This window comes from Shewanella sp. SM87 (assembly GCF_025653705.1).
Taxonomy (GTDB): Bacteria; Pseudomonadota; Gammaproteobacteria; order Enterobacterales; family Shewanellaceae; genus Shewanella; species Shewanella oncorhynchi.
Map to the genome: position 1 here is coordinate 118,209 of NZ_JAKKSC010000011.1, position 23,966 is coordinate 142,174.

General features: G+C 48.5%; 15 protein-coding genes. 11 read left to right on the forward strand and 4 right to left on the reverse strand.

From position 1 onward, the window contains the following. Positions 1-128 precede the first annotated feature (128 nt). From L5M11_RS11175 to L5M11_RS11205, 7 genes are all read left to right on the forward strand, one after another. Positions 129-2,348 (forward strand): putative bifunctional diguanylate cyclase/phosphodiesterase, encoded by a 2,220-nt coding sequence (locus L5M11_RS11175; RefSeq protein ID WP_263192092.1) that lies wholly within the window; start codon positions 129-131, stop codon positions 2,346-2,348. A 103-nt stretch (positions 2,349-2,451) separates the two neighbouring features. Then, the gene (gene hrpB, locus L5M11_RS11180) at positions 2,452-5,025 is read left to right on the forward strand and encodes an ATP-dependent helicase HrpB (RefSeq protein ID WP_263192094.1); all 2,574 of its coding nucleotides are present in this window, start codon (positions 2,452-2,454) and stop codon (positions 5,023-5,025) included. Positions 5,026-5,116: 91 nt separating this feature from the next. Then, positions 5,117-7,435, forward strand: a complete 2,319-nt coding sequence (mrcB, locus tag L5M11_RS11185) for a penicillin-binding protein 1B (RefSeq protein ID WP_168827694.1) — start codon at positions 5,117-5,119, stop codon at positions 7,433-7,435. Between the two features lie 159 nt (positions 7,436-7,594). Next, positions 7,595-7,873: a peptidylprolyl isomerase gene (locus L5M11_RS11190; protein WP_006084190.1), complete on the forward strand. Its 279-nt coding sequence runs from the start codon at positions 7,595-7,597 to the stop codon at positions 7,871-7,873. Positions 7,874-7,962: 89 nt separating this feature from the next. Continuing rightward, a complete protein-coding gene (locus tag L5M11_RS11195) occupies positions 7,963-8,358 on the forward strand; it encodes a DUF2391 family protein (protein ID WP_263192095.1) in 396 nt (131 codons plus the stop codon). A 158-nt stretch (positions 8,359-8,516) separates the two neighbouring features. After that, positions 8,517-8,747: a hypothetical protein gene (locus L5M11_RS11200; RefSeq protein ID WP_006080092.1), complete on the forward strand. Its 231-nt coding sequence runs from the start codon at positions 8,517-8,519 to the stop codon at positions 8,745-8,747. A 211-nt stretch (positions 8,748-8,958) separates the two neighbouring features. Then, complete coding sequence (locus tag L5M11_RS11205; protein WP_263139755.1) at positions 8,959-9,660, forward strand: DUF3581 domain-containing protein; 702 nt, start codon at positions 8,959-8,961, stop codon at positions 9,658-9,660. Between the two features lie 76 nt (positions 9,661-9,736). On the opposite strand, the gene L5M11_RS23890 is transcribed toward L5M11_RS11205, so the two are convergent. From L5M11_RS23890 to dsrO, 4 genes are all read right to left on the reverse strand, one after another. After that, positions 9,737-11,041: a PAS domain-containing methyl-accepting chemotaxis protein gene (locus L5M11_RS23890; RefSeq protein WP_317629702.1), complete on the reverse strand. Its 1,305-nt coding sequence runs from the start codon at positions 11,039-11,041 to the stop codon at positions 9,737-9,739. 302 nt (positions 11,042-11,343) lie between these two features. Then, complete coding sequence (locus tag L5M11_RS11220; protein ID WP_263192097.1) at positions 11,344-14,451, reverse strand: tetrathionate reductase subunit A; 3,108 nt, start codon at positions 14,449-14,451, stop codon at positions 11,344-11,346. 35 nt (positions 14,452-14,486) lie between these two features. Then, entirely contained in the window at positions 14,487-15,569 is a 1,083-nt protein-coding gene (gene nrfD / locus L5M11_RS11225) for an NrfD/PsrC family molybdoenzyme membrane anchor subunit (protein WP_263192099.1), read from the reverse strand. Then, positions 15,559-16,341, reverse strand: coding sequence for a sulfate reduction electron transfer complex DsrMKJOP subunit DsrO (gene dsrO / locus L5M11_RS11230; protein WP_263192100.1), 783 nt, complete (start codon positions 16,339-16,341; stop codon positions 15,559-15,561). The genes nrfD and dsrO overlap by 11 nt, the downstream gene beginning before the upstream one ends. Positions 16,342-16,622: 281 nt before the next feature. Here dsrO and L5M11_RS11235 point away from each other — a divergent pair, with 281 nt between their 5' ends. From L5M11_RS11235 to L5M11_RS11250, 4 genes are all read left to right on the forward strand, one after another. After that, a complete protein-coding gene (locus L5M11_RS11235; protein ID WP_263192101.1) occupies positions 16,623-18,641 on the forward strand; it encodes a PhnD/SsuA/transferrin family substrate-binding protein in 2,019 nt (672 codons plus the stop codon). Beyond that, the gene (locus L5M11_RS11240) at positions 18,641-19,261 is read left to right on the forward strand and encodes a response regulator transcription factor (RefSeq protein WP_263192103.1); all 621 of its coding nucleotides are present in this window, start codon (positions 18,641-18,643) and stop codon (positions 19,259-19,261) included. Before L5M11_RS11235 ends, L5M11_RS11240 begins: the two co-directional genes overlap by 1 nt. Before the next feature lie 358 nt (positions 19,262-19,619). Further along, on the forward strand, positions 19,620-23,294 hold the full coding sequence (locus L5M11_RS11245; protein WP_263192104.1) for an ATP-binding protein: 3,675 nt from the start codon (positions 19,620-19,622) through the stop codon (positions 23,292-23,294). Further along, the gene (locus tag L5M11_RS11250) at positions 23,294-23,947 is read left to right on the forward strand and encodes a hypothetical protein (RefSeq protein ID WP_011790751.1); all 654 of its coding nucleotides are present in this window, start codon (positions 23,294-23,296) and stop codon (positions 23,945-23,947) included. The genes L5M11_RS11245 and L5M11_RS11250 overlap by 1 nt, the downstream gene beginning before the upstream one ends. Positions 23,948-23,966: the final 19 nt, after the last annotated feature.

The following is a 23,966-nucleotide window of genomic DNA, read 5'->3' on the forward strand; positions in this document are numbered from 1 at the left end:
CGTTAATCTAGCTGTTGAATTTATCAGCTAATTTGTGACTCAAGCAGACGTTTAATTTACTGTGAGCCTATACTTAATGCACGTCGATAATACCTTAAATGGATTTTTAGGTAAGGAAGAGACTTTTCATGTCAGTAGGTTTAGCTAATCCACTCCAACAGGCTTTGGTCAGTATTTTTAGTGAATCCCCGCTAGAAACCTTAGAGCAGAATGTTGACAGAGCGCTTGAGACTATTACTTTGCAACTGCATTGTGACGGGGTATTTGTATTAACCGGAAGCCAGTCACTGGATCGTTTACGCACGCGTAATCTGTATTTAAAACCTCAATTTGCCCAAGGCCAACAAACCCGAGTCTGGCCCTTGGCACGAATGCCATTTTTTCGCTCTCTTGTCCGTACTCCGCGTCTATTAAATCTGGCTGATGTGAATACCTTACCTGCCGATGCTCAGGCTGAGCGGGCTTTATTAAGGGATTGGGACGTCAAGAGTCTATTAGTATTGCCGCCAGTCGTGTTTGGCGAAACTCGTATTGCCTTGGGGGCCGTTAATTGCTCCGAATGTTGTGAATGGAGCGAAGAGTTTATAAGTGAGTTTAATCACGCCGCTGTGATGATTGGCTCTGCGATGGAATTGACGCGTATTGCTTTAAGCATGCTTGCCAGTGAACATAAATACTGTGAAGTATTCAACCAGTTGCCCTTAGCCTGCGCCTTGTTAGATAAGCATGATCAATTGACTATGCTGAATAAAGTCGCTCTGCAAACCCTGCCAATTCAACATGGCTATGATTTATTCGACATGGTGCGTGAGGAAGAGCACGCCATGCTAACCGATACCTTACATGTGGTACGAGAAGGCGTGCTCGGCCAAGCTTGGTGTGAATTACCTTTAAAATCAATTCATCAATTAACTTGGTTGAAACTGAGTTTTAGCCAGATTAGCGGCGATAAAGATACTTTAGTCATGATTGCCGAAGATGTCAGTGAAAAGTACCGCTTAGCCGATGAGTTATCCTTCCATGCCAATTATGATGCACTTACGGGTTTACCTAATCGGCTACATTTCGAAGCCCTATTAGAAAACCTACTACATGCCCACGACGATATGCCTATTTGCGTGGCATTTCTCGATTTAGACCAATTCCAAGTCATTAACAATATCAGTGGCCATAAGGCGGGCGATAAGCTGCTTTGCCAAGTCGCATTACGTTTGAAACAGCTCGTACGTAAAGGCGATATTGTTGCCCGTTTAGGGGGCGATGAGTTTGGTATCCTGATGCATTACTGCAATGTGGACTCTGCGAAACAGATTGCTAAGCGGATTTGTACCCAGTTAGCAAATCATGAGTTTATTTGGGAAAGTCGTAGTCACAATGTCAGTGTCAGTATGGGGATTGCTAGGCTAGATAAAAAATCCGCCGATATTTATACCGTCATGAGTCAAGCTGACGCTGCTTGTCGATTGGCGAAGGATCAAGGCCGAAATGGCTGGCATTTATACAGTGCGAGCGATCCTAAAATGAACCGTCTCTACACCGAGATGATGGCCTCTGTAGATATCGTCGGCGCACTCGCATTAAACCAATTCGAGCTTTATTTTCAAAGCATAGTGCCGTTAAACCGCGAGGAAACTGGTTTACATTTAGAGATCCTACTGCGTATGGTGCAGACTAACGGCACTATAGTGTCTCCTGCTATCTTCTTACCCGCCGCCGAGCGATACAACTTGGCTTCTAAGGTTGATCTTTGGGTGATCGATAATTTGCTCAAGTGGGGTGGTAGTCATTTAGATATTTGGCAGCAATTGGATCTTGTGTCTGTGAATCTGTCGGCAACCTCTTTGGGCGATCATGAGTTTATGAATTGGCTAGAAATGCGTTTGATGGCCGAACCTGAGCTGGTGGATAAGCTTTGCATCGAGATCACAGAAACCGCGGCTGTGAGTCAGCTCGATCAAGCGACAAAGCTACTCGAGATACTTCGTCCGCTCAATTGTAAATTAGCCCTCGATGACTTTGGTGCAGGTTTTTCTAGCTTTGCTTACCTTAAGCGCCTCAATGTGGATTTTGTGAAAGTGGATGGCCAATTTGTCGTCAATATTTGCGAAGACTCTGCGGATCAGGCGATCGTAAAATCCATCTGCCAACTTGGTCAAGATATGGGGTTTGATGTGGTTGCTGAATTTGTCGAATCCCAAGAAATAGGGTGGAAATTGCAAGTCTTAGGCGTCGACTATGCTCAAGGTTACGCCATCAATAAACCGATACGCTTAGCTGAACTACAGTCAGGGCTCAGTCAACCTTGGCTCGAAAAGCGTGAGATTTTTGCTCCCTATCCACAGCTGTAATCTTGGGCATGGCAGCCTTGAGCGGTTACGTATGTAAGCACTGACTTGATAATGTTTGCTGCGAAATGGTACTCAAAGCCGATTGTTAGTACACTGACGCCCTGTGTTGGCCGCTGATGTCTTTTTCTTGAACTCTCTACCTATTCATAGCTTATTAGCACCGCTGCGCGCGGCTTTTTCTCGTCACGCTCAAGTGATCCTCGAGGCACCGACAGGTGCGGGTAAATCAACGGCGTTACCTTTGGCTATGTTGGATTGGCCAGAAATCAGCGGACGCATTTTAATGCTCGAACCGCGGCGTGTCGCTGCGCGTAGTGTGGCGCACTATATTGCCAGCTGTCGCCAGCAAAAGGTGGGGCAAGAAGTCGGCTATCGCGTCCGCGGTGAAGCTAAAATCAGCGCTAATACCCGTTTAGAAATTGTCACCGAAGGCATACTGACGCGAATGATCCAACAAGATCCCGAGTTAACTGGGATTGGAATGATCATCTTCGATGAAATTCATGAACGTCACCTCACCACTGATTTAGGTCTTGCCCTAGCGCTCGAAGTGCAAGCTTCACTGCGGGACGATTTAAAGATATTAGCTATGTCAGCGACTTTATCAGGTCTTGCCTTAGCTGAACTCATGCCAGAAGCGGTAACCTTGCACAGCGAAGGCCGGAGTTTTCCTGTCGATATCGAATATCGCCCTGTGCCAACTCAGCAGCATTGGAGCGATCACCTCGGCCGCTGCGTGCTCGAACTGGTCTCGGCCAGCAGCAGTGCCAGTGTTGATAAAAGGGCTGCCAATAATGCCGTGCTTGTGTTTTTACCCGGTAAAGGGGAGATCTTACGATTACAGCAGTTTTTGCGCGAGCGCTTAGCGGACGATGCCTTTTTGATTTGCCCTCTTTATGGTGAACTTTCAGGTGCCGAGCAAGATAGCGCGATCGCTGCAACTATAGATGGCAGGCGCAAAATTGTGCTAGCCACTAACGTGGCGGAATCGAGTTTAACTATTGAAGACATAGGGTTTGTCATCGACAGTGGCTATAAACGACAAGCGAGTTTTAACCCTAAAACCGGTGTCACCCGCTTAGGCTTGAAACGTATAAGCCAAGCCTCCGCAACTCAGCGTAGTGGTCGCGCCGGGCGTTTATCAGCGGGTGTTTGTGTTCGCCTGTGGAGCCAAGAAGAACATGGTCGCATGCTCAGGGTCGATGAACCCGAGATCAGCCAAGCGGATCTGGTGGCTATGGCCCACGATTGTGCTTATTGGGGCGCAAAATCCTTTAGCGACTTGATGTTGTTAACGCCGCCACCAAGTGTGCATGAGGCGCTGGCGTGGAAACTATTACAAGATTTAGGCATGGTCGATACTCAAAATAAACTCACTCTCCACGGTAAAGCGGCCTACGAGCTAGGGTGTCACCCAAGGCTTGCTCATATGTTATTGGGCGCAAAAAGTTTGGGCGCAAACAATGGGGGAGTCAATAATGCTAACGAAAAAGCAACGCAATTGGGCAGTTTGGCCTGCTTGTTGTCGGGGGTTTTAGAGGCGCGTGGTTTGCCTAAAAAGGGCGCCGATATCATGAATTACCTGCACTTTGCCTGTCATGGACAAGCTGGGCAACAGGCAAAACAGTGGCAGAAAAAGCTAGGATTAGCAGCGGATTTGTCTAAGATAGCGACCCATGCACACCACTGTGATGTGGGGTTATTATTAGCACTTGCTTATCCGGATCGTATCGCTAAAGCCCGCGGTGTTGAGGGCTACCAATTAGCCAATGGTACTGGCGTCGTGCTCGCAGCCGATGATGCATTGGCGCAAACGCCGTGGATGGTGGTGGCGGATTTTCAAGAAACTGAAGGCAGAAACGCTGGGCGGATTTACTTAGCGGGTCAGCTTCAGCCAAGCTTGTTCGACGGCGAGCTAAAAGGTTTGCTGGACATTCATGAGATTTGTGGCTGGGATGAAGCTAAAGGTCGAGTGATTGCGCAGCGCCAATACAAGGTCGGACAAATTTTAGTAAAAACCGAGACGATTGCTAAGCCTGAACGTAAGCAAATTGTCGCGGCTTTACTGGGCTATATTCGCCAGCAAGGATTACAAATCCTTAATTGGAACGCTAACTTAGAACAGTTTCAACACAGGCTCAAACTGGCAACTGAGTTTGACGCGTGCAGTGACTGGCCCAAGGTTGATGATGAAGCATTATTAGCGAGCCTAGAAACTTGGCTGGCGCCTTACCTCGAAAATGTGAATAATCTGCCGCAATTAGTTAAGCTTGATTGCTTTGGTTTTGTGGCAAACTGTTTGAGCTGGCAGCAGAAACAGCGACTTGACGAGTTATTGCCAACTTCCTGGCCGTTAGTGACTGGTACCTCTGCGCCAATAGTATACGACGAGTCTGGGCGTGCGCTGCTGCGTGTGCGTCTGCAAGAAACCTTTGGCATGGCGCAGAGTCCTATGTTGGCGCAGGACAAACTAAAGGTGACGATGGAATTACTCTCTCCGGCCCAGCGTCCATTAGCCTTGACGGCAGATTTAGCCAGCTTTTGGCAGGGACCTTATGTGGAAGTTAAGAAGGAAATGCGCGGTCGATATCCAAAACATCTGTGGCCAGACGATCCTGTGAATACACTGCCGACAAAATTTACCAAGAAGAAAACCTTGGGTTTAGCTCAGCCCTAGCACCACGCCGCTGGTTTTATAACATTTTGTTATGAAACACTTTGATTCGCACCACGTTAGCTTTGTGCCTATGGCTGATGTCTTTAAATGCATGAATGATGAAGTAGATATGACAACTAAGACGACAAAAAAATCACCCGCTTCCCGTCGGGCTAATCATGGCCGCGGTTTATTTCGACGAATTTGGTCTATCAGTTGGAAATTAGGCTTGGCTGGATTAGCTGTAGTGACTTTTTACAGTATTTATCTTGATCAAATTATTGCGCAAAAATTTGAAGGTCAAAAATGGCATTTGCCCGCGCAGGTGTTTAGCCGCTCTATGGCGCTGTACCCCGGTGCGGCAGTCAGCCATCCGCAAATGATGGCTGAGCTTAAGTTGCTCGGCTATCGCAAAGTCGCTAACCCACGCCAAGTGGGAGAGTTTTCGGCATCGAGCACTCGTATTGAATTGTGGCGTCGACCGTTTTTGCATCCTGAAGGCGATCAAGTCGAACAAAGAGTCATGATCAGTTTCGACAGCAATGGCATCAGTTCGGTCACTCGAGTCTCAGACAAGCGTCAACTCGCCGTATTCCACCTTGAGCCAGTATTGCTCGACCGTATTATTACTGGCGATGGTGAAGACAGGCTGTTTGTGCCGACCGAAGAAATGCCAAAGTCGATCGTGCAGGCGTTACTGCTGGTGGAAGATCGTAGTTTTTATGAACACCATGGTGTGAATCCATTCGCGATTGCGCGCGCTGCTTTTGTGAACATCAGCGCCGGTCGCACTGTGCAAGGTGGCTCGACGTTAACTCAGCAGTTAGCGAAAAACTTTTTCCTTTCGAGTGAGCGTTCCTTGCTGCGTAAGGTGCGCGAAGCCTTAATGGCGGTCATTATCGATTTTCGTTACAGCAAGGACGAAATCCTCGAAGCCTATCTTAACGAAGTGTATATGGGGCAGGATAAATCCCGCGCCGTCCATGGTATGGGTTTGGCCTCACGTTTCTATTTCGGCCGTCCTATCAGTGAGTTGACTATCTCCCAGCAGGCATTCTTAGTGGCTGCGATTAAGGGACCGTCTTACTACAATCCATGGAAATATCCGGATCGTATTCAAGAACGTCGTGATCTGGTATTGCGTTTGTTAATGGATGCGGGGGATTTAACCACGGCTGAGTACAAGGTGGCGGTAGAGTCCCCCTTAGGGATCCGTAATCTCAATAAACCAGCACATCAAAAATTGCCTTCCTTCTTCGCCTTGGTAAAACAGGAAGTGAACGAGCGTTATGGCGATGCGCTATTAAAGCAATCTGGGGTGAAAATCTATACCACGCTCGATCCTATGGCCCAAGAAGCCGCCGAAATTGCGGTGACTCAAACCCTCAAGAGCTTAGATAAGAGCAATAAATCATTGCAGATTGGTATGGTCGTGACCGACAAATACACGGGCGGTATCGCGGCTATGGTCGGCGATAAAACCCCAGGATTTGATGGCTTTAACCGCGCAGTTGAAATTCGTCGTCCTATTGGCTCGTTAATTAAGCCTTTTGTGTATGCTACGGCTTTGGCACCTAATAGCCAATTTACCTTAGCGACCCCTCTTAAAGATCAACCTATTACCTTGAAAAGTGAGCAAGGTAAGACATGGTCACCACAAAACTTTGATAAGAAGTTCAGTGGTCAGGTGCCTTTATTAACGGCATTGAAAAAGTCGATGAACGTACCGACGGTAAATCTTGGAATTGCTGTGGGTGTGGATGCGGTTGCAACAACATTGGCTAAATCGGGTTGGCAGGAGCCGTTAAACGAGTATCCCTCCATGTTACTCGGCGCCGTCAATGGCTCGCCATTAATGGTAGCGCAAGTGTACCAAACCTTAGCTGATAGCGGTGTTTATCGTAAGTTAACCACAGTGACCGCTGTGCTAGATTCTGATAAGAACCCATTGCCAGTGACGCGATTGCCTAAAGAGCAAGCTATAGCACCTGAGACAGATTTCTTAATTCAATTTGCTATGCAGCAAGTGGTGAATACGGGAACGGCGACGCGTTTAGGTAATGCTTTCCCTGGCGTTGGACTTGCGGGTAAGACTGGCACCAGTAACGACAGCCGCGACTCTTGGTTTGCGGGCTTTGATGAGCGTAATGTCGCCGCCATTTGGGTTGGTCGTGACGATAACGGCAAAACCAGTTTGTATGGTAGCAGTGGCGCCATGGCCGTATATCTTGCCTTCTTAAAGGAACGTCCACCTATTAGTCTGCGCTCAATTCCAGTGAACGGCGTAGTGAAGGGCTTTTTTGACCGAGATACAGGTGTGGCTAAGGAATCCACTTGCAGCAATGTCGATGCGCTTCCGGCATTAGCTGCGACCTATCGTCCAGTGAATAACTGCGGCGACCCTTTGCAGTGGTGGCAGAAAATTTTCTAGGTTAATAGGGTCGATAATGGGCCAATAACGCACTTATGCGTTGGATATAAAACCTTTTAGTCAGTAGAACCTGTGCCGATGGAAGTGGTGTGATCGAGGGCAAACTCGGGGCGCCAATCTTCCCTTTGCACGGGACGTTAATCCAAAGTGAGAAATGACATGTTTAAAACCGCTGCCGCTGTGCATATTTTAGTGAAACACAAAGAACAGGCTGAGGATATTGTTAAGCAGCTGAATAATGGTGCTAATTTTGCTGTGCTCGCTAAGCGTTTTTCCTCTTGCCCTTCGGCCAAAAAAGGTGGCGATTTAGGCGAGTTCAAAAAAGGCCAAATGGTGCCACAGTTCGATAAGGTTGCATTTTCAGGTGAATTACTGGTGCCACATATAGTGAAAACTAAGTTTGGCTGGCATGTGGTTAAAGTGCTGTATCGCACTTAAACCGCAGGAATAAGCCCCAATGTAGCGTCTCTTAGCCGCACGTCATTTTCGGCTAATCAAATGGATTGGAATATTAAGGAGCGATGAGCATGACCTTTAGTTTTAATACCGAAGATGCGAGCCAAGTTTGCGTGGGGGCATTTGCGCTGGCGGTGCCCGTGGCATTTTCAGAGGAAGCTTGGCATCTCGGCGAAACCTTGCCTGTGCTCAATCTCGCCATGCTCTTTAGTTTATCGCTGTTATTTCTAGGGTTTTTTACTTACCACAGTGTGTTCCAGCAAAATATTAGTGCCAGAGTCCCTGTGTTTATTTTCCGCATCGTAGTGGCGTATTTGCTCACCGCGCTGGTGGTTTTCCTCGTCCTGCTGTGCCTCGATAAAGTGCCTTTTTTTGAAGATCCGCTGACCTCGATAAAACGGATTATCGTCATCACTATGCCAGCCTCTATGGGCGCCATTGTGGTGGATAGCTTCGATAAGGAATGATGCACCTTAGCCAAACCTCATGACTTTTGTCACTGGTGGATTAGGGTTATTTTGCGCATACTCATTCCCATACTCTGACTTTGATTGATGTCTAGAGTCGAAATAAGCCTGAGTTTTTAGCCTGATAACAATAACGCCACTAAATAAAGGAAATGACTATGAATACTGGAGCCCTCGCTTTACTTATCCCGATACTCGCCATTGTTGGCGGATATGTGGTCGCGATTATGAAAATCCGCGACAAGCAAGGTGTGTCGAGTCGTGAGCAAGAGGCCGAAAATCAAGCCTTGCGGGCCGAGTTAGCTACCTTGCGTCAGCGTGTCGAAGTGCTAGAGCAGCTAGTCACTGACGATAGTTTTCAATTGAAGCGTGAATTTAAACAAGTCTAACTATTTGTTCCTTGTTCAATGGAAGGCGCTAGCCTGTTAACCTAAGTTAATACCCTTGTAATTTGTTTGGCTTTACAAATGTGGGCAGGGTGTTACTTTGTACATCTTCCGTGGGATCAAGTCATCGGGTGAGTTAAATACCTAATTTAAGGTAGACTCGTGATAATTTTGTTATCCATCCTTGTATTGAGTTATTACAAATAGAGTTTATATGTTTCTAGCGCCTTATTTTTCCGAGCAAAATCAAGCCATTTCCGTTTCAGCACAACAAGCCAGCGACTTCGCGAAGAAAATTGCGCAGGACTTTAATCCCATACACAATGTGGGCGCAAAACGCTTTTGCGTGCCGGGAGATTTACTGTTTGCCCTAGTATTGACTCAATATGGCCTGAGTCAGAGCATGAAATTTAGCTTTGCGGGTATGGTGGGCGCGAGTGTCGAACTGCAATTCCCGGAACAAGTGAGCGAGAGTTTTTCAATTCGCGATGGCCGCGAAAAAACCTATCTTAATGTGAGCCGTCAAGGCGATGTAAGTTGTTGCGATGCGCAGACAGAATCCTTTATTCGTCAATATGTTGCTTTCTCTGGGCATAATTTTATCGATATCCTGATCCCTTTGATGAAACAACATCAAGTGATGATCAACCCAGACCGACCTTTAGTGATTTACGAAAGCATGTCGTTTGATTTAACCACCCTCGATTTTGTGCAAGTGACCTTATCACTCGTTGACCAAGATTTAAAAATCGATGGTAAACGTGGCGATGTGACACTGCACTTTGAATTACACAGTGGCGATACTTTAGTCGGCACAGGTATCAAAACCTTAGTCATGAGTGGCTTACGCCCTTACGACGAGGCGCTGGCGCAGCAAATGTGCGCCACCTATGAAGGTAGTAAAACTGATTATTGATTGACGGAACAATTGCATGGCGTTTTATCGATAGATAAAACGCCATGCAATCCTTGCGTGATGAAATGCGAGGGGATTAATGACCGTTGATTGAAAGTTGAGAGACGATTTGTGAGACGTTTTCTGCCCCGTTGCGTATTTCTCCCATCACCAAAGTTACCTCGGCTAACTGTTGTTTCCCTTCCTGTGCGATACCTTCAACTTCGTTCATCATGTCTGTTGCACTTGTGGTGAGCTGGGTATTTTTAGTGACTACGGCGGCAATTTCACTGGTTGATTTACTGGTTCTGGAAGCAAGCTGCCTCACTTCATCGGCGACAACGGCAAAACCTCGGCCTTGTTCCCCCGCTCGTGCGGCCTCAATTGCGGCATTTAATGCCAGTAAATTAGTTTGATCGGCAATCGAGCTAATGGTCGCGACTATCGCTTGAATACTTTGAGATTGTTCATTGAGTTGAGTTATCGCCAAGGTCGCTTTATGGGTTTGCTCGGCAATAGCATTAGAGGTATTTACCGTCGCATTGAGTAAATGTACGCCTTGTTCTGCTTGCTCGACGGTACGTTGTGACGTGGTCAGTGCAATATTGGCGGCTTCACGTACAGCGTGGCTTTGCTCGATCCGTTTGCTGATATCGCTCGCAAATTTAATCACTTTAACCACTTTACCTTGCTCATCCATAATAGGATTGTATGCCGCTTCTAACCAAATCGAATCGCCATAAGCATTTTTACGTTCAAAGAGACCGCTGCTATATCGACCTTGCTTTAGGTCGTCCCAAAAGTGTGGATTTTGTCGATAAAACTCATCAAAACAGAAAATACGATGGTGTTTACCAATAATCTGCTCTTTGCTAAAGCCCATTGTCTTTAAGAAGTTAGTATTGGCTTTCAAAATCGTGCCATCGGTAGTGAATTCAATAATGGCTTGCGAGCGATTCAAGGCATTAAAAATGGCCGCTTGGTCGTCAAGTTGGTGCTTATCTTCGGTGATATCAACAGCTGTTTTCATTATTTTAACGACTTTACCTGCCTGTTTGATTGGGAAGTAAATGGCTCTAAGCCAGATCTCTTGGCCATTTTTATTCACTCGTGCAAAATTACCTTCCTGTGGATGACCTGCTTTTAGATTGCTCCAAAATTGCTGGTAGGTAGCAGAATTACCATAAGCCGCCGAGCAAAATAGCTTGTGATGTTGGCCTACGACTTCATTAAGTGAATAACCTACCGTTTTTAAAAACAACGCATTAGCATCGAGAATTAAACCATCAGGCGTAAATTCTACTGTGGCAATACTGTGCTTAATCGAGTCGATGATCGACTCCGCCTCTTGGCGTTTACTTTCGCTCACTTCTAGGCTTTTACGTAATGAAGAGTTGAACACTGAGATACTCCTGATGAGTCTAACTGACTCAAAAACTGCAGTTCTTTATTGAAAGCTCGATATTTCGAGCTAGATATACTGATAAATATAGCTGTGATTTTAATATGTGGTTTATTTCTATGAAACGCGTGATCGGGATCTATATACCTAAATTGAGTAAAAAAGATCACTATTCCTCGGTTTATTCGCGAATAGGCATAGCTAGAAAGCATTAATGATGCGATTAGGCTTAATCAGATTGAATTAAGGCCATAGAAAAGCTGCCAAAGGGCAGCTTCTTAAGTGTCATCTTTGCTCGGCGGTTAGCTTAGTTTTTCAATCTTAGCTGGCAGCCCTTGTCTGGCCGAAGCGCCACTTGCCCAATCCACCAGCGGGTAACGGCCGTGGCGACTCGGATCAAACAGATTCAAGTCGTTCATATTGATGCCGACTCGGATCAGCGGATTGGCGGCGATTTTAAGGTTGTCGATCACTACGTCCCGCGCGCCGAGTTCCTTATGGCCATAACCGTGTTCGATAGCGATGCAGTCAGGGTGCACTCCGGCAACACATTCCACTAAGGCAATCACGCTGCCGTTGGGCGTGCTGATCTTGACCGTGTCACCTGTGCTGATCCCAAGGCGACTGGCGGTCTTCTCGTTCAGTCGCACTGGATTATTAGGGTGCACTTGGCGCAAACGATCCGAGCCAATACTCATAGAGCTCATGGTGTGGGATTTGTAACTACTGATCAGCAAAGGCCATTGTGATTTATTAAACGCCTTATCGAGCGGTGTGCCATTGGCTAAGGCGGGTTGATATAAGCGCGGACAGCCACTCATAAATTCCCCAGTGAGACTGTTACGGCGACTGCCCACTTCGGGATTCCACAGCATCATAGGTTTTGGCCAAACCTTGGTTGGATTCCCCACTTCATCCCGTGCACCGCTCATATTTTCAAAGCGGCCGCCGCGGGCAAATAAGTAGCTAACTTTTTTGACTTCATCTGGCTTGAGTCTGGCATTGAGCTCACTTTGGATACGACTCACACCGCTAAGATACATGTCCTCGGCATTGATATCGGCGACGGCTTTACCCAAATAGGCCACGTTAGCGGCGCCGTAGAGTGAGTAATCCGCCGCGCGCGTTAACGGATGTAAGCTGCCATCGGCGGCCTTAACGGCATTTTCGCCAAAGCCAGGTAGTTGCAGTTTCATCGCCACTTGGCTCAAGAAAGACTCCATGCACACCACATCACCACTGGCCATTTTTGTGACCCTTGGTTCGACAATCGGCCAGCGACCTGTCGTTTCCTTTGTCAGAGTTCCATGCCAAGAAGGGCTCCAACCCCATGACTCGTAGGTTAAGGTGTCGGGCACGATATAATCCGATAGCGCCGAGGTTTCGTTAATAAAGCTGTCGATACTGATAAACAGTGGTAGCACTTTGGGATCTTTCAGTTGTTCACCAATGGCTTCACCTAAGCCCGCTTGACCATAAATCGGATTGCCCATGTGGTTAATCCATGCTTTGAGTCGATAGGGATAACCGTGCACCGCTGCGGTTAAATGTTCGCCAAGCAAGGGCGATGAAATCGGAAACCAAGGCTCCTTAGCAGGATAAGGCGATTCGCCCGCTTCGACTTTACGGCGATACTCTGAGGTTTTCTCGTAGGGGAATTTAGATCGCGATAGGAATACGCCCTTAGGCTCGACCATGCCGTCAAACTCCTGCAGATTATACCTTGGGCCTTTACCAAAGGCGGGAAAGGAACCACCGGAAGCTAATGCGCCACCTTTTAAATTGATATTACCTATCATGGCGTTGAGCATCATGATTGCCCACGCGCTATAAAAACCATTGGCGCTCATTGTGCCGCCGTGGGAGATCACTGCGGCCTTAGTGCCATGGCTGGTAAATTTATCCGCGAGGGCAATGATCTGCGCCTCGCTGATATCGCACTCCTTGGCATAGTGTGCCATTTCGAAGCTCTGCGCCGCTTCACTCAACAGTTGGAAGCTGGATTTAACCACAATCACTCCCTTAGGTGTGTCGACGCTTTGGTCAACGTCGAGCTTGGCTTTCAGGCTTTGACTCGCCAAAACTATCTTGCCACTCGCGGCATCGACAACCAACTGCGAGTCTTGCTCGCCATAGGCTTTGCCCTCGAAAGGTAAGCCAAGATCGCTGGCAAAGAGATATTGGCCATATCTTGGATGGGTAGGTTCGCTGACGATCAAGAAACCTGCGTTACTAAAACCACGGTAACCTGATGCTTTTGCTGCATCGACATTGGGCGCACTCAAAAACTCGGCGGCATAGCGCTGGTTATCAATAATCCAGCGCAACATGCCCATGGCGAGTGCCGAATCGGTGGCGGGGCGGATCGGCAGCCAAGTGTTGTTGCCCGCACAAGGTTGATTTGAGGTATTGGGCAGCATGGGCGACACCACCACATAACTGAAATTAGTGTTATTCACCCGCGCGTTAGCCAATTGTCTTGCTTGGCGTTTAAAGGGATTGCCCGATTGCTGCGGCGACGTGCCGATAAAGAGTAAAAATTCGCTATGGTCCCAATCGGGTTTCAAGTGGGCGTATTTTTTCAAATCATCCAATAAGGCGCCCGCTCCAGCGCGGTAGGTAAATCCACAGTAAGCGCCGTGGTTGGCAAAGTTACGGGTGCCAAAGCTGTTGAAGGTAAAGCGTTTGATAATGGCATCGCGGCCTTCATCTGAGGCGTTTGAGACCAGTAACTGATTAGCTTTAGGGCCGTATTCTGGATTATTGGTATCGAGTGGCGTGGCGATATCACGAATCGCTCTTAAGCCTTCGACTTGCCCCTCACCAAATAAATCACCACCTTCGACGACTTCATTCAGCAATTGCTCAAAGCTAATGCTCTGCCATTGGCCGCTGCCGCGCTTACCCACGCGTTTAAGACATTGTGTGACGCGGTGTGGGCTATCTAATTGTTCTAGCATGGCATTACCGCGGGCGCAGGCGGTGGAACGTCCTTGCAGCCCCTGTTCTTGAAAGGCGCTAAGCCCAACAAAGGCGGTTTTGATCGGTGTATCGAAATCGATATGTTCCCGCGATGACAACGGATGATAAGGATTGCCACTGATACGGATGATTTTATCGGTTTTTTGATCGATACGAGCGCGCACGCCGCATTTGGTCCAGCAACCTAAGCACATAGTATTGGCGATGCGTTGATCGTCATTGCTGATTAACTGACCTGACTGTAAATCGACTTTGTATTCAGGTGCTAAGGAATTGCCGTGCAGCGGATCTTGGGTTGGTTTTCCTGAGGTACCATTGACGACACCTTTACCTATCTGCGCTAATGTATGACTATAACCCGCAGCAAATAATCCCACGCCACCCGTTACAGCGGCCCCTTTGATAAAACGACGTTTACTCTTATCCATGATGGACTCCTTAATTCTGTAAACTAATTGGGTGCTCAGCGAGCAAGTTTTGCCGCAGGCGTGTGGCGAATAAGTTCGGAGACCAGCGCCATTAATGCTAACCAGAGGCCGAAGGTACCGGCTATGCCTAATAGCCCTTCGGGTCCCCAAGGCAGTTGATAGAGATAAGTCCCCGCGCCGTATTTAGGATCGGTTTGCGCTTGAATTAGCACTATCCAGCGAAATCCCCACGCAAGGTGAATGGCCGTGAGGCTGACGATTAGCATTGCCATATTGGGTAAGTGACGAATGGCGAGCATTAATGCCAGCACGGCGAGTGTGATTAGCACCCAAATCGCGGCCAGTTGCCAGCTTGGGCTGGTTTCAAGCAATAATGCGGCTTCAGGGGCCGAGCCCTTATCGAATAACGCCCAGCCGATAAGGCATAGGGCGAATAGACCAAAACTCGCTCTTACCCAGAGTAATAGGCTGTCTTGGGTGCGCTGTTGGTAGCCCTTTAATAGTCGATTCAGTACCACCAAAGTGCCGCAGGCGGCGAGCAGGGCGCTCATTGCCATCAAAGGTGGCAGCCAATAGGTATGCCACAGTGGCCGCGCCTTAATGGCCATGGTTTCCATGCCAGTGTAGAGGGCGATACTGCAGGCACTCAGGGCCGTGATCAGTGCGATCGGCTTGATGAATTTGTCACTGTTCCAATCACCGAATCTCAGTAATTGGCCTATTTTATTCACCCAATCTGAGTCTTGATTCGTGGTGCGCTTAGGCAGATATTGACGCAGTAGCAGCCAAGCAAACACTGCGCTGGTGCCCGAGAATACGGGCAGTAAAAAGGCGCCATACCACATCCAAGAATCAGGGCGAACTTGCGCATAAAAATGCCAAGCCCGCAGCGGTTGGTGTAAATCGGCGAGTAAGGCGATAGGGGCGACTATGCCTGCGGTTAACATTAAACAGGCGCAGAGCTTCAGCAATCTGTCATCGGGTTTGGGTTGGCTAAACAAGTGTATTGTCGCTACCCATACGCTGGCGTAGGCGAGCCCCATCATAAAAAAGTATTGCACTGCCCAAGGTAGCCAAGTAATGGCGATATCTGGGGTAAAGATTTCTTTAATGACCATGGTGGATCTCCTCGCCAGTATCGGTAAGTAAGGTTCTAACGGAGGCTTGGCCGCTAATCTTGTCCTCAAAAGCGCTGCTCATGCCGATGTAGAACACCCGTGGCGCAGTGTTGGCCGTCGGTTTGAGCACCTTGATATCGGTTTTGTTGGCGGCAAGCAGTTGGCTTATCTGGCTGTTGGGATTATTCAGATCGCCAATCACACGGGCTTCTCCTACGCAGGTTTCGACACAGGCAGGCAGTAATCCTGCATCTAACCTATGGGCGCAGAAGGTACATTTGTCGGCGGTATTGGTGTCGTGGTTGATAAAGCGCGCATCATAGGGGCAGGCTTGCACGCAATAGCCACAGCCAACACACCATTCATTGTTGACGACCACTATGCCGTCCTTGCGCTGGAAGGTCGCGCCCGTAGGACAAACTGGGATGCAGGGCGGGTTTTCGCAGTGATTACAAAGTCTTGGCAGCATTAAAAACGCAGGCGGAGTGGTATCTTCCTGCTGCGAGACTTCATACTGCTGCACTGTGGTGCGAAATTGCCCGAGGGGCGGTTGATTCTCGATAGTGCAAGCGACGGTACAGGCTTGGCAGCCCACACAGCGGCGCAAGTCAATTACCATACCGTAACGTTTACCCACTTGGCCTTCGCTGGCACTGTGCATTTGAGGGCTGCGCTTATCATCCTGTGCATACACTTGCACGACAGGGATGAGTGCGGCGCCAACACTGACGCTGGCCATTTTGCCGAGAAACTGACGTTTACTCTTGTCCATACAGATTTCCTTCACTACTTGCAGATGGCGAATAAACTGGCTCATAGACCTAGAGTTAAGGTTTATGGCGAGGTTTACAGGCATTCTGTAAAAGGGGAGGCGGCATAACTATAGTGGTTTTCCACATATCGGGTGTGGACTTGATCTAGCGCAACAAATATCCGTTAGAATAGCCTTCAAAATACTAGGGTTTTATTTTTTGTTACTTGAGTTTGGCCTTTTCTTAGCTTGAGTTGGACTTGATTTTAGTGTGAGTGACTGGGGATAAAGGATTGCACTTCATGTTATTGAGGATGATGAAAAATGTGTTTCGCTTAGCAGTATCGGTCAAGTGGCCGTTATCGATTCTGAGCACTCCACATTCCGTGGCAATACCGAGAAAAAAGCCAAGGAACGCAGTGTTATTCCTATGTTTGCTGGCTTCAGTTAAGGTGTTTGCTGCGGAGCCACTGAATCAAAGTGCGCATTCGGGATTAACTGACCCTGAGGTTGTTGCTCAAGTTGCTATCGAAGAGCCCAGTTATCAAGTGGTCGATGTTGGCGTGTTAGCCATCCGCGGTTATAAGGCAACCATCAACCGCTGGCAACCTTTGATGGGGTGGCTCGAAACCCAAATTCCCAACAGTTACTTTAGGTTACATCCTCTCACCCTCGATGAGCTCGCTAAGGGCGTTGAAACCCAAGGGCTCGATTTTGTGATCACAAACCCAGGGCAATCCGTGTTGCTGGCGCGGCAATATTCCCTTACTTGGTTGGCGACCCTGCGCAGTCCGTTAAATCATGGCGCGGCAATGCAAGTGGGTTCGGCGCTGGTGGTGCGCGCCGATTCGCCCTATCACACCTTAAGTGATCTCAAGGGGCGTCGGCTCGGGATCGTATCGAAAAATGCCTTTGGTGGTTACTTGACCTTAGTGTACGAAGCGCAGCTAAAGGGCATAGATTTGCCTCGCTTTGTGGGTGAGATTATTCCGCTGGGGTTCCCGCTAGATAATTTGTTGTATCAGTTAGATGATCAAAAAAGTGGTGATGATGCGGCGAAAGATAATCGACTGGATGCGGCTGTGGTGCCCGTGTGTCAGCTTGAGCAGATGCAAACGGAAGGTCTTATTAACATCGCCCATTATAGAGTGCTCGATAATCAAGCGCCTGCGGGATTTAATTGCCAAGTCTCGACTCACCTTTATCCCAACTGGTCTATGGCAAAGACCAATCGCGCCTCCCAGTCTCTGGCTAAAAGTGTGACTCAAGCTTTGCTGGCGCTGCCCGAAGATCATCTCGCCGCTAAGTCGGCTGATTCTGCGGGCTGGACCACGGCAGTGAGTCAGCTTGCGATCGATCAACTGCTTAAAGATCTCGATATGCATCCTTTGCAGGCACCATGGTGGCAAAGGGCGTGGCAGTGGATCAAGTTACATCAACAATGGGCTTGGCTTGTTTTGGGGATTTTGGTTTTACTCAATGTGTATCATTTTTGGCTTGAATACCGCTTTAGTCGTCGTGGCCGTGAGTTGATTAACACTCAGCGCCAGCTCAATGAAAACCGCGCGTTACTGGAACATGCCCAGCGTATTGCTATCGCGGGCGAGCTTGGCGCGAGTCTCTCCCATGAACTCAATCAACCTTTGGCGGCGATTGGCCATTATTGTCATGGCGCCGAAGTGCGATTACAGCGGGGGACGAGCCCTGAGGAGTTGCAATCTGTATTGGCGCTGATCCAGCAGGAAGTCACGCGCGCCGACAATATTATCAGTCGCTTACGTAATTTATTGAAGAAGCGACCTGTGTCGAAACAGCCTTTGTATTTGCATGAGTTGGTCAATGATACTGTGCCGCTGCTCGCCTATGAGTTTGAACAACATCAGATAAACCTTGCCGTCAATGTGAATGGTGAACCTTATTTACAGTCCCTCGATGAAGTTGGCATGCAGCAGTTGTTGCTTAACTTGCTGAAAAACGCCTTTGACGCCTGCGTTCAGCGGTTAGAGCTTGAATCCAGTGGCACCGAACAGATCATCACGCAAAAGCCATACACGCCCACGATCGATATCGATCTTCGCTATCAAGAATGTGCGCTCTTGCTGACAGTCACAGATAATGGCACAGGGTTAACCGAAGAGACCAGCCTGCTGATGCAAGCATTTTATTCCACTAAATCAGAGGGGTTAGGTTTAGGCTTAGTGATTTGCCGTGATATTGCCGAGAGCCATGGTGGGACGTTTAGCCTAGAAAGCGCTATGGGTGGCGGTTGCCAAGCGCAGGTGGCTATACCGCGTAAACCTGAGCCCAATGGAGCACTATAATGAGCCTTGAGTTACCAGTGTATTTAATCGATGACGATGACTCAGTGCGTCGTTCTTTGCGTTTTATGCTTGAAAGTTATGGCCTTAAGATCACCGACTTTGATAGCGCCGAAGCCTTTTTTTCCGCCGTAGACTTAACACTACCGGGTTGTGCGCTGGTCGATGTGCGAATGCCGGGTTTGAGTGGTCAGCAGTTGCATCTTGAATTAGTGGCAAAAAATAGTCCGCTAGCGGTGATTTATCTCACGGGTCATGGCGATGTGCCAATGGCGGTAGATGCGCTTAAATTAGGTGCGGTGGATTTTTTCCAAAAGCCCGCCGATGGCGCTAAGTTAGCCGAAGCGGTCGTCAAAGCGTTGGAACATACCAAGGCGCATCATCAAGACAATCAGTATCTTGAGACTTATCAAGCGCTCACGCCAAGGGAGCGAGAAATACTCAACCTGATTGCCCAAGGCCTGAAGAACCAAGAGATCGCCGATAGCCTCTGTATTGCCATGCGTACGGTCGAGATCCACCGCGCCAATTTGATGAAAGGTATGCAAGTGGGATCGCTGGCGGAAATGATGCTGATCTATAGCCGGATCGCCGATCGCCTGCGCCTTGAAGATAACCGCTAAAATTTACCTTTTACTGCGCTAATTGCCGCTTTGTTAGCCGCCTATTTTGGTTAAGTTGTCGTATCATTGGCGGTTAGTATTGGCTTTGCTAGTAGCTTAGTTCTGGGCGTAAAGAAGAGCTTAGTTCTGGGCCCAATTCGGGGCGTAAAGATTGTGAGCCATGGCATTAGTGCTGCGCCGCTTAATTGCCAATACACCGCGATTGCCTTATTTTAGGGGCACTATTTTTAGGTCATGATTTTAAAATCACTTTTTACAGTGCTTTTTAAGGTCTGTGGCCCTCTTGGATTGTTTTGCTTTGTCCTGTAGAAGGCTTCTGCAGCTTAGATAAGACGCTCCCGTTTGCATAAGGAATGAAATGGCAAGCTTGATTCGTATTGTGCTGATTGATACGCACCTTCCGGGCGTTGTGGAACTCGCCCTCAATGGCCATACCAACATTTGTGGTACTAACGCCTCGGGTAAGACGACATTACAACGTCTAGTCCCTGTTTTTTATGGTGAATACCCAAGCCGCGTGGTGCCTTCGACCCGCGACAGTTTCGAGCGTTGGTACTTGCCACACGATTCAAGCTACATCATTTACGAATATCAAAAGGCCGATGGGTTACTGTATCAAGCCGTGCTGGCCTCGGCGGGTGATGGTAAGGGCGTTAACTATCGCTTTATCGCCAAAGGTTTTGAGCTAAGCGATTATATTAAATCGCAAAATGGCGACACTATTCTGTGCCACACCATGGCGGAATTAGGCCGTGATTTAAAACGTGCTGGTATCGCCACCACAAATTTGCTTAATACCCGTGAATATCGCGCCATTATTCAAAACGATCGCACCCTATTGAGCACGGGCAGTAACCGCAGCGAACTACGCGGTTATGCACGCCAATTTGCCCTGTGTGAGGGTGAGCATTCCCTGCGCCACATCGAAAAACTCGCTAAAGCGGTGCACTCCAAAGAAGGCAAGATGGAGACGGTCAAATCCATGATCGCCGCCATTTTAGAGGAAGATGGGGTTAATCCGCCCAGCTCACGTTTGAATCCGCAGCGCGTTGAAGCGTGGATCCGTGAAAGCCAACTTATCCAAGGCTTTGAAGTTATTCGTCCTGAGTTTGAAAAACTCGAACAAGAATTTAACCAACTGCTTAGCGCCGAACTGCGTTTATCGAGTTTATCCCGTGGTTATCGCAACGATGAAACCTTAGAAGCCGATCGCCAAGATATTCAGCAAACCTTATCTAAAGAACTGAATTTAAAGCTAAGATTGCTCGATGATGAATGGAAAGAGCAGCGCGATGAGCTCAATCTCGATTTATCGGCAGCTAAGGGCGATGTGGCAAAGTGCGAGTATGAGCTCGATGCCATTGAAGATCAGCATGCTGCCTTTTTAGATGCCAACATAGAGCAAGCCAAGGCCGATCTTGAGATGCTGCCGAACTGGCGCACCGATGTTGAAAACCTAAGTGAACGCCATAAGCTGCAAACCGAGAAGCACCAAGACATTGAGGCGGCGTACAATGCTCGTCGCAGTAAGATTGGCGAGCAGTTAAACCGCGAGCTTGAAGGTTTGCATGCCGACCAAGACAAGCAGCGTGAAGCCCGCGATAAACAACGTGAAGTGGCGCGCACCGATATTGACGCCCTAGAGCTGCAATGGCGCAACCAAATGGATGCGGGCAAGGCTAGCTTTAGCGAGCAGGAATACCAATTCAAACTCACTGCCGCCGAGCTTAAATTGCGTGTTGATGGCGTGACTTACACCGAAGAAGAAAAGCTGAGTCTCGCGATTTTCGACGAACGTATTCACCGCGCCGACGAAGAACAAGAAAGCTGCAATGCCAAGGTTGAACGCTTAAGCAGCGATGAACGCAAGCTCAGAGCCAAACGTGACCAAGCCAACGAAGCCTTGCGTATCGCCACCTTAAGGGTGAATGAGCGTCAAACTGCGCTGGATGAACTGCACCACATGCTGTTCCCGCAATCCCACACCCTATTGGAGTTTCTGCGTAAAGAATCCCAAGGCTGGGAGCAAAGTTTAGGGAAAGTGATCGCGCCTGAACTACTGCATCGCACTGATTTACATCCAAGCTTAGTGACTGAATCGAGCGAAGCTTTCTTTGGCGTGCATTTAGATCTTAAAGCGATCGATGTGCCTGAATATGCCGCCTCCGAACAAGAGCTGCGTATTCGGTTAAGCAAAGCCGAAGAAGCCCACACTAGTGCCCAAGAAATGCAGGCCGAGGCCGAATCTCAGCTGGTGGCCATTAATGGCGAGTTGGATAATCTCAGCCGTGAACTGACTTTTGCTCGCACGGCGTACAAAAATAGCCGTGACGATCTGCGTCGCCTATTTGATGAAAAGCGCAGCGAGCAAGAGAAAATCAACAAAGCATTGAGCGAGCGCAAAGCCCATGCGGGACAAAGACTGACTCAACTCGATGGTGAGCTAAAACAACTTAAACATCAGCACGAACTCTGGCTCGAAGATCAAAAAGAGCAAGCGCTCGAAGCGCGCATGGAAAAGAATGCCTATTGGCAGGAAGTCATCGGCGCGCTCGACAACCAACTCGGCCAAATTAAAGCGACTATTGAAGGACGCCGCGAAAGCGCCAAAATCGAGCAGAAAGCCTGCGAGACTTGGTACAAAAACGAGCTTAAATCCCGCGGTGTGGATGAGGATAATATCCTCAAACTCAAGCAACAAATTCGTGAGTTAGAAACCAAAATCAGCCGCGCCGAGCAGCGTCGCAGCGACGTACTGCGCTTTGACGATTGGTATCAACACACTTGGCTTGCGCGCAAACCTAAACTGCAAACTCAGCTTAGCGATGTGAAGCGCGCGGTATCGGAAATCGATCAACAGCTTAAGGCGAAAACTCAGGATGTTAAGGCCCGTCGTCAACAACTTGAAACCGAGCGTAAAGTGTCCGATGCGGCGCAGGTTGAAGCTTCTGAAAACTTAACTAAGTTACGTGCCGTAATGCGTAAACTCGCCGAGCTTAAGTTACCGACCAATAACGAAGAAGCCCAAGGCAGCCTAGGCGAGCGTCTGCGCCAAGGTGAGGATTTGCTGCTAAAACGCGATTACCTGATGGGTTCGGTGAAGCAATATGTAGAGCATTTCGACTCAGTGATCGCCAGCAAGTCAGGTTCTGGCCTTGCGGAAACCTGGGAGCGTGCCCGCGAAGAATCGAGCTTTATCAACGACAAAGGCATTCGTCTGCTGGATTACCGTAAGTTAGTGCCACAGCTTGAGCAATTGCTGAACGTGATCGTGCCGCAATCGATTACTGCGCTGCGTGAGCAGGGACGGATTTTTGGTGTCGACTTAACCGCCTTCTACGATGTGTTAGCCGATATCGACCGCCGCATTGCCTCCCAAAGTGCGCGTATTACCCGCGAAGTGGGCGAAGAGTTATTCCTCGATGGCGTGTCTGAATCGGCTGTGCGTATTCGCTCGCGCATCAGTGAGTTAGAGTTCTGGCCTGAGCTTGAGCAGTTCGTCAAAGCCTTTAAACATTGGAAAGCCGATGGCTTTAATGGCTTGCCCGATGAGGATTACACCAACAGCATGCGCCGCGCCTTAGACATTATCGGCCGCGCCGCATTAACGGGGGGCATCTCTAAGTTGCTGGAAATCGAGCTGCGCCTCAAAGAAGGTAACAGCGACTTAATTATCCGCACCGACAGACAGCTTAACGAATCCTCAAGTCACGGTATGGCGTATCTGATTTTGTGTAAGTTCTTGTTGGCATTCACGCGCTTGCTGCGTGGACGCGCCGATGTGACCATTCACTGGCCAATTGATGAGTTGGGCACTTTGCACCATACCAACGTGAAGAAGATTTTCGACGCCTGCGAAAACAATAATATTTGTGTGCTGGGCGCCTTCCCGAACCCTGAGTCTGAGGTGCTGAACTTGTTCGCCAACCGTTACATTATCAACAAACAAACTAAGAAGTTGCAGGTGGTGAAGCCTAAGGTCAACCCAATTGCCGACATGTTGAATAAGCGTTTGTCGAAGGAGGCCATCTAATGAGTGATGCAACCCAAACCGTATTAGTTGGCACTGGCGCTTTGATTGAGCTGTTACTCAAGGGCGAGTTTATTTGCCGCACCACCAATGAAGAAGGCTGGCGCGCCCTTAAAAATAGCAGCACCCGCGAGCGGGTTGAAGCCTACTTAAACCAGATCAACCGTACCGTGGCGTCTGCCGCAGAAGGTGATGTGTTCTTCTGCGGTTATTTGCAGCTCGGCGATGCCGAACGTAAAGTGATTTCATCGCAGTTTAAAGATATCTGTCAGGCATTGATCCCGTTGGTGGAATGGTTGGTATTAGTGCAGGAGGCCAGTGGCCAAGATGCGCCGCTGAGCGAAGGTGCGCCCGTGCGTTTAACCGAGCTGCAAAGCCGCATCGAAGACACGCCGGCGTTTCGTGAGCAGTTAGCCAAACTCAGCCAATATCGTCTATTTGGCTCGACCAGTACCAACAGCGATGCGCAAATCAAATTAGTCTTCAAACGCTTAGTCGAACTCGGCTATTTAGTACGACCCAATGCGGAGAAGCAAATTTATATCGCCACGGGCAAGCTGGATTATCTGTATGAAGTTATTCGTTTTATCGATGAAACCGAAGGTTTAAGCCTAGAAGCGCAGGCGGAAACGGCGACCCAGCGGGACTTAATCTAATGTTGGCACGATTAAACCT

Excerpts from the sequence above, each read along its gene's own strand:
- L5M11_RS11195 (WP_263192095.1), top strand. The coding sequence starts at position 7,963 with ATGACCTTTAGTTTTAATACCGAAGATGCGAGCCAAGTTTGCGTGGGG.
- mrcB (WP_168827694.1), top strand. The coding sequence starts at position 5,117 with ATGAATGATGAAGTAGATATGACAACTAAGACGACAAAAAAATCACCC.
- L5M11_RS11220 (WP_263192097.1), bottom strand. The coding sequence starts at position 14,451 with ATGGATAAGAGTAAACGTCGTTTTATCAAAGGGGCCGCTGTAACGGGT.
- L5M11_RS11235 (WP_263192101.1), top strand. The coding sequence starts at position 16,623 with ATGTTATTGAGGATGATGAAAAATGTGTTTCGCTTAGCAGTATCGGTC.
- L5M11_RS11200 (WP_006080092.1), top strand. The coding sequence starts at position 8,517 with ATGAATACTGGAGCCCTCGCTTTACTTATCCCGATACTCGCCATTGTT.
- L5M11_RS11205 (WP_263139755.1), top strand. The coding sequence starts at position 8,959 with ATGTTTCTAGCGCCTTATTTTTCCGAGCAAAATCAAGCCATTTCCGTT.
- L5M11_RS11250 (WP_011790751.1), top strand. The coding sequence starts at position 23,294 with ATGAGTGATGCAACCCAAACCGTATTAGTTGGCACTGGCGCTTTGATT.
- dsrO (WP_263192100.1), bottom strand. The coding sequence starts at position 16,341 with ATGGACAAGAGTAAACGTCAGTTTCTCGGCAAAATGGCCAGCGTCAGT.
- nrfD (WP_263192099.1), bottom strand. The coding sequence starts at position 15,569 with ATGGTCATTAAAGAAATCTTTACCCCAGATATCGCCATTACTTGGCTA.
- L5M11_RS11190 (WP_006084190.1), top strand. The coding sequence starts at position 7,595 with ATGTTTAAAACCGCTGCCGCTGTGCATATTTTAGTGAAACACAAAGAA.
- L5M11_RS11175 (WP_263192092.1), top strand. The coding sequence starts at position 129 with ATGTCAGTAGGTTTAGCTAATCCACTCCAACAGGCTTTGGTCAGTATT.
- L5M11_RS11240 (WP_263192103.1), top strand. The coding sequence starts at position 18,641 with ATGAGCCTTGAGTTACCAGTGTATTTAATCGATGACGATGACTCAGTG.
- L5M11_RS11245 (WP_263192104.1), top strand. The coding sequence starts at position 19,620 with ATGGCAAGCTTGATTCGTATTGTGCTGATTGATACGCACCTTCCGGGC.